This window comes from Bradyrhizobium sp. 138 (genome assembly GCF_023074075.1).
Taxonomy (GTDB): domain Bacteria; phylum Pseudomonadota; class Alphaproteobacteria; order Rhizobiales; family Xanthobacteraceae; genus Bradyrhizobium.
In genome coordinates this window covers 596,381-602,710 of the sequence record NZ_JADPKT010000007.1, presented here as the reverse complement: position 1 = coordinate 602,710, position 6,330 = coordinate 596,381, and the positions used below count along the sequence as shown (strand labels likewise).

General features: G+C 63.8%; 6 protein-coding genes and 1 pseudogene. 5 read left to right on the top strand and 2 right to left on the bottom strand.

The genetic code is table 11. The annotated features are described in order from the left end of the window. The coding region (locus tag IVA79_RS07475; RefSeq protein ID WP_247551412.1) for an ATP-binding protein at nt 1-315 on the top strand (315 nt) is incomplete at its 5' end. Between the two features lie 208 nt (nt 316-523). Here IVA79_RS07475 and IVA79_RS07470 read toward each other — a convergent pair. Then, nucleotides 524-1,882: a hypothetical protein gene (locus IVA79_RS07470; protein ID WP_247551409.1), complete on the bottom strand. Its 1,359-nt coding sequence runs from the start codon at nt 1,880-1,882 to the stop codon at nt 524-526. Nucleotides 1,883-2,171: 289 nt separating this feature from the next. Here IVA79_RS07470 and cysE point away from each other — a divergent pair, with 289 nt between their 5' ends. Further along, nucleotides 2,172-2,996 carry a serine O-acetyltransferase gene (cysE, locus tag IVA79_RS07465; protein WP_247551407.1) on the top strand — a complete coding sequence of 275 codons (825 nt, stop codon included), beginning with the start codon at nt 2,172-2,174 and terminating at the stop codon, nt 2,994-2,996. A gap of 131 nt (nt 2,997-3,127) precedes the next feature. After that, nucleotides 3,128-3,346, top strand: coding sequence for a DUF3126 family protein (locus IVA79_RS07460; protein ID WP_007602550.1), 219 nt, complete (start codon nt 3,128-3,130; stop codon nt 3,344-3,346). A gap of 414 nt (nt 3,347-3,760) precedes the next feature. Here IVA79_RS07460 and IVA79_RS07455 read toward each other — a convergent pair. Then, nucleotides 3,761-4,649 (bottom strand): annotated as a pseudogene (locus IVA79_RS07455) (LysR family transcriptional regulator). Nucleotides 4,650-4,911: 262 nt separating this feature from the next. On the opposite strand from IVA79_RS07455, the gene IVA79_RS07450 reads away from it, so the two are divergent. Next, nucleotides 4,912-5,646 (top strand): SDR family oxidoreductase, encoded by a 735-nt coding sequence (locus IVA79_RS07450; protein ID WP_247551452.1) that lies wholly within the window; start codon nt 4,912-4,914, stop codon nt 5,644-5,646. Nucleotides 5,647-5,683: 37 nt separating this feature from the next. Further along, a complete protein-coding gene (locus tag IVA79_RS07445; RefSeq protein WP_256465552.1) occupies nt 5,684-6,280 on the top strand; it encodes an NAD(P)-binding domain-containing protein in 597 nt (198 codons plus the stop codon). Nucleotides 6,281-6,330: the final 50 nt, after the last annotated feature.

Below are 6,330 nucleotides of genomic sequence, written 5' to 3'. Positions count from 1 at the left end.
GTTCTCAATTTGATCCTCAACGCGATCGAGGCAATGAACTGCCTCGACGTTGGCGGACGGGAGCTGCGGATCAGCACGGCTGCAGATGCCTCAAATCTCGTTGTTGTCGCCGTACGGGATACCGGACCTGGACTTGACGTGGCAATCGTTGATCGCCTGTTCGAGCCCTTCTACACCACCAAGCCGGACGGGACCGGCCTGGGCTTGTCGATTTGCCAATCGATCATCGAGGCGCACGGCGGACGACTTTGGACCGGCGCGAATGAACCACGGGGGGCCGTGTTTCAGTTTAGTCTGCCTTCGGAACAAGGGTGATCCACGTCGCTTTTCAGGAGCGGGCGCTGCGCAGACAGGGGTTCACGGCCTCACAGGAGTTCACGGCCTCGAACGCATCCTCGCTACGGATGCGATAGTCCTTCGATCATACAGGTCGCAGCAGCGCAAGGAGCGGCGGGTTCGCTTGCTTGCCAGCGCGGGGAGCGTCGCGAAGCGCGACGTTCTGATGGTGGTTCGCTTCCCAATCTCACTGCGCTTTGACGTCGTCCCCAAACCGCCGCGCCAACGCCGTCAGCACGACGAAGGTCGCGACCCACACCATCCGCGCGCCGTAGCGGTCGTGCGGGCCCGAGATCACGCCGCAGATGAAGGCGTTGCCGAGCAGGGCCAGCGTCACGGTCGCGGCCAGCAGCGTCAGGTCGTCGAGCCTGCGCCGAGCGAGCGCGCGCGCAAGCAGCGCGACCAGCGCCAGCATCGAGGCCAGCGCCACCGGCACGTGCAGCCAGTTGATGGTGTCGAAATTGACGCCCCAGTGCTGCTGCCGCGCCGCGCGCATCGGCGCGGCCTGTGCGGGGATGTAGCGCTCGATGATGCCGCGGGTGTGCGGGATCCAGCCGTTGGTGCCTTCGCCGGTGGCGACATGCAGCAATTGCTGGCTCATCGCCCGCAGCGCCGCGCCGGCCTGCCAGGCCGGATAATCCTTCAGCGACTGCACGACGATGTAGCCCATCTCATCGTTCAGCCCATCGAAGCGGCCGAGCGTGTTGAACATGCTCTTGCCCCACAGGAACTCGTCGGCGCTCGCCGGCAACTCGTTGCGATACGGGCAGAGCTTGTAGCGCTCGCGCGGGCAATGGTCGTTGAGATAGTGCGCGACGATGCCGTCCTGCATCATGCGGCCGAAGGCGACGCCGTAACCGCCGGGCGTCCAGGCCAATTTACCGGACAACGCATAATTCGCCGAGACCAGCATCAGGCCGCCCACGACAATGGCGAGGCTCGCCTGCGCCAATCCGGCAAGCGGAAGGCGCTCCTTCAGGAACGGCCGCACCATCCAACCCGCGGCGCAAAGGCCGAGCAGCACGCCGAGCGTGGCGCTGTGGGTTGCCGCGGCAAAGGCGGTGAAGACGAACAGCGAGATCTTTTCGAGCGCCGATGTCCGCTGCCCGCCGACGACCAGCAGAAACAGCGACAGTACCGATAAGCCGGCAAAGATATCGGTGAGCAGCATGCTCGCCAGCCAGGGCAGCGCGGTCGACAGGATCAGGCAGAGGCAGATCGCGACGAAGCGGACGGTCTGCATCATCGAGAGCACGCGAAGGGTGAGCTGCAACAGCCACAGCGTCGCCAGCGACTGGACCGCGAGGTTGATCCAGAAACCAAAACTCTCGCCATAGTGCAGATAGAGGCCGAACACCGTGGAGCGGCTGGGGACGAGATAACCCTCGTACCAGCGCGCCAGATAGCCGCCGGTATCCCATTGCAACAGCGGGTAGCCATTCCAGAACGCCGGCGCGATCATCAGAAGGGGCAGGGCCACCGCCGCCACGCGCAGCCAAAGGGAGCCCGCGGCGCGCGCGCGCAATTGATCGGTGGTGATGCTCAAATCTGCTCCCGTCCTCGCTTTCCGACCATGCCCGCAATAACGGTCGGCAGAGAATTCACCAATAGTTTGACGCCGCCCGGCTTGAATTTGGCAAAACTCTGACCACTTTGAGCCGACCTGCCGCTTGGGGACCTCGGAAGAAACCTTTGTGTTTCAACGTCTTGGCATGCTTTCGCGGGGCAAGGTGCTGTTCACTCTCAGGCAAGCCGGTCAGGACTTTGTCGCCTAGACTATGCTATAGAACCGATCAAACGAGCCCATTCGAAAGAGCATCCCAGAGAGCAAATCCATGGCAGTGCATCAGGTCAATCCGGGAGGAAAGCTCGCATCGCTCGATCCGATCTGGGACCGGATCAGGGGCGAAGCGGAGGACATCGTCCGTCGCGAGCCGGAGCTTGCGACCTTCATCTATTCGTCGGTGCTGCATCACGGCCGCCTGGAAGATTCGGTGGTCCACCGCGTCGCCGAGCGGCTCGATCACTCCGCGCTGTCGGGCGACCTGGTGCGCCAGGCCTATATTGAGGCGCTGCGCGACGATCCAGACCTCGGCAACGCCTTCCGCGCCGATCTCGTTGCCGTCTACGACCGCGATCCCGCGACCTCGCGCTTCATCGATCCCTTGCTCTACTTCAAGGGCTTTCACGCGATCCAGACCCATCGCCTCGCGCACTGGCTCTATCTGAAGGGCCGCAAGGATTTCGCGTATTATCTCCAGAGCCGCGCCTCCGCGGTGTTCCAGACCGACATCAATCCCGCCGCGCGCATCGGCCGCGGCATCTTCCTCGACCACGCCACCGGCTTCGTCTGCGGCGAGACGGCAGTGATCGAGGACGACGTCTCGATCCTGCACGGCGTCACGCTCGGCGGCACCGGCAAGGAGAACGAGGATCGCCACCCGAAGATTCGCCACGGCGTCTTGATCGGCGCCGGCGCAAAGATCCTCGGCAATATCGAGATCGGTCATTGCGCGCGCATCGCCGCCGGCTCGGTCGTGGTCAAGCCCGTGCCGCACAACGTCACGGTTGCGGGCGTGCCCGCCAAGGTCGTCGGCGAGGCCGGCTGCGCCGAGCCGTCGCGCACCATGGATCAGATGATCAACGCCATGGGGCTTTGAGACCCGGCTTTTGACGTTGAAAAGGGCCGGATTCCGGCCCTTTCGATCCCCAAATTCTCTAGCAATTCATGCTGGCGGTTCGTCGCGTCTCGTCCTAAAACCCGCCGACCATTTTCGATCGGAGACTTGCCGTGGACGTCAAAGAAGTCAGAAAGCTCGACGCATATTTGAAGCGCGTATTCGGCAATCCCAAGATCCGCGTCGTGCCGCGGCCGAAGAAGGACGATTCCGCCGAGGTCTATATCGGTGAAGAGTTCATCGGCGTGCTGTTCGTCGACGACGAGGACGACGATCGCTCGTTCCAGTTCCAGATGGCGATCCTCGAGGACGATCTCGTCGATCAGGAGTAGAAGCTACACAGACACTTCGGCTGCGTGCCCCGGACGCAGCGCAGCGCCCCCGGCGATGCGAAGCATCGTCCGGTGCGGTGCGCTGCAGAGCCGGGGCCCATGCAACGGCGGAGCGCGGAGCTTTCTGGATCCCGGCTCTGGGCAGCGGCGCAAGAACGCTGCAGCGCGTCCGGGACACGCATCGAAGATCGAGGCGCGCTCTCTCCACACCGTCATTGCGAGCATAGCGAAGCAATCCAGAGACCTCCGCGGAGGGAATTCTGGATTGCTTCGCTGCGCTCGGACGGTTTCGCGACCCGCTCTACCAGTCCGTCACCGCCGTGATCGACGTCGCCACTGCGCGGAGCTCGGCGGCGAACTCCGCGATCGCCGGATTGCGAATGATCTAAAGCGACCATCGGCTCTCGCCGCGCGTCAGTCGCGCGACATGGACAAGCCCGCGAGAAGCGGAGCGTATGCGGCGAGCCTGCGGGATATGAACTCCGTGAAGAGCCGCACGCGCTTCGTCTTGCGCGTCTCCCCCTGCGTGAGAAGCCAGAGCGTTCCGTACATATGCAGGTCGGTGCCCGGCACTCTCACCAGCAGGGGGTCGGCATCGCCGACGAAGCACGGCAGTGTCGTCATCCCGATCCCCTGTCTTACTGCAACGATCTGCGCCTCGGCGTCTGTGGTCCTGAACGGAACCCCCGCGGTGCGGACCTCGCGGGCCCAATCCGGAATTCCATGAATGCTGATGACGATCCACCGGATCGGATCGGGCGCGCCCGCAGGCGACGCGGCTAGTCGATCCCTGGACATGTAAACGCCGCCGAACAGCTCCGGTCCCTTCAAGCCGTGAAGATTGAGCGGCAGGGTTTTGCGGTCGTAGACGACGCGGATCGCGACGTCGGCCTCTCGGTTGGTCAGATTTGCCAGCTCGCCGGACGACAGGATTTCCATCTCGATATCCGGATGCAGACGCGCGAAATCGGCGAAATCAGGCATGAGCAGGTGTGTCGCAAGCGGCGGTGCCAGCGTCACCCGCAGAAGCCCGCGCACGCTCTGGTCGCGCCCGAAGACGCGTCTCCAATAGGTGCGACGACGCTTCCATCTGGTCCGCGAACTCGAGGACCTCCTCGCCCGCAGCCGTCAGGCGGTAGCCCGAAGGCAGCTTTTCGAACATGTGGACCCCGAGGCGGTCCTCGAGCTGGGCGATGCGTCGCAGCACGGTCGCGTGGTTCACTCCGAGGCGCTCGGCGGCAGCGCGCACCGAGCCTCCGCGCGCGACGGCAAGAAAGTAGCGAACGTCATCCCAGTCGATCATGGTGCGATCCCGCACCGCGCGGTGCGCCTTCCAAAGCCCGCATCTAACACATCGAAGGCAGTACGGGGCGGTCATCATAGCCTAGGCCGACAAGCACGGCCCAGTTCCGGACGGCGGACACCGATCGTCGCGGCCGACGTCACTCGTCCGGCCGGATCGATTTCGCACCACCGATGTGCGCGCTTCCACACTCAACGCCTGATGCCGGCAGACCCATGTCGTGGTTCTCGGGGCAGATGCCGTCCCGACGAATGGAGAAGTTATGAGAAAGCTTGAGGGTAAGGTTGCAGTCATCACGGGTGGATCGAGCGGCATGGCACTCGCGAGCGCCAGGCGGTTCGTTGAAGAAGGCGCCTATGTCTTCATCACGGGCCGGAGGCAGGAGCCGCTCGACGAGGCCGTCAAGCTGATTGGCCGGAACGTGACCGGCGTGCGCGGCGACGCGGCCAATCTCGACGACCTCGACCGTCTGTTCGACACGGTCAAGCGGGAAAAGGGAGGGATCGACGTCCTGTACGCGAGCGCCGGCATGGGCGGAGCCGTCCCACTGGGCGAGGTTACCGAGCAGCATTTCGATGCGACCTTCGGCCTGAATACCCGCGGCACGCTGTTTACGGTCCAGAAGGCGTTGCCGCTGTTTAGCGATGGCGGATCGATCTTCATGACCGGATCGGTTGCTTCGGTGAAGGGTTTTCCCGGCTACGGCGTGTATGCGGCAAGCAAGGCGGCATTGCGCTCATTCGCACGCACCTGGCTCAACGAGCTGAAGGGCAGGAATATCCGGGTGAACGTGCTGAGCCCGGGGCCGATCGCCACACCGATGCAGGACCAGGTTCTCACCGAAGAGGCGAAGCGGATGTTCGAATCCCTGATCCCGCGGGGAAAGATGGGTCGTCCCGAGGAAATTGCGGCAGCCGCGGTGTTTCTTGCTTCAGACGATTCGAGCTTCGTGAACGGGGTGGAGCTGTCTGTCGACGGCGGCTTCTCGGCCATCTGAAAGGCCGGCAATCAATATCAACACGGATCGGAGAAGTATGATGAGCTACGCAATTGTAGGATTCGGTAAGGTAGGCCAGGCCCTCGCCAAGGCCTTTGCCCGTAAAAACATCGACGTGACCGTCGCGAGCCGCCAGCCGCCCGAGGCGCTGGCGCCGCAGGCTCGGGCGATTGGACCCACGGTCGTCGCCAAGTCGCTGCGGAATGCGCTCGAGGCCGACACGATCATCCTGGCGGTCCCGTTCGGGGAGCATCGCGAGGTTGCCAAGGCCCTGCCGAGCTGGAAAGACAAGACGGTCATCGACGCGACGAACGCGTTTGGAGAAGAGCTGGACGGTTTCCCGTCCTCCGCCGTCGTCGCCAAGGCGTTCACCGGCGCCAAGCTGGTGAAAGGTTTCAATCACCTGGCTGCGGCCAAGCTGGCTGCCGATCCGCTCGTCGATGGTGGGCACCGGGTCGTCTTTCTGTCCAGCGACGACGAAGACGCGGCCGCTCCCGTGGCGGCCTTGGCCAGGCAACTGGGGTTCGCACCGGTCAATCTGGGAAAACTCAACGAGGGTGGCGCGCTGGTGCACGCACGCGGGCGCACTTGGGGCCAGCTCATCTTCCAGGATGTGTTCAGGAAGGAGCAGTAATCGGCGTAGCGGCGCCGTTCGAGACGCCCGACGGAGCGGGCGGATTACGC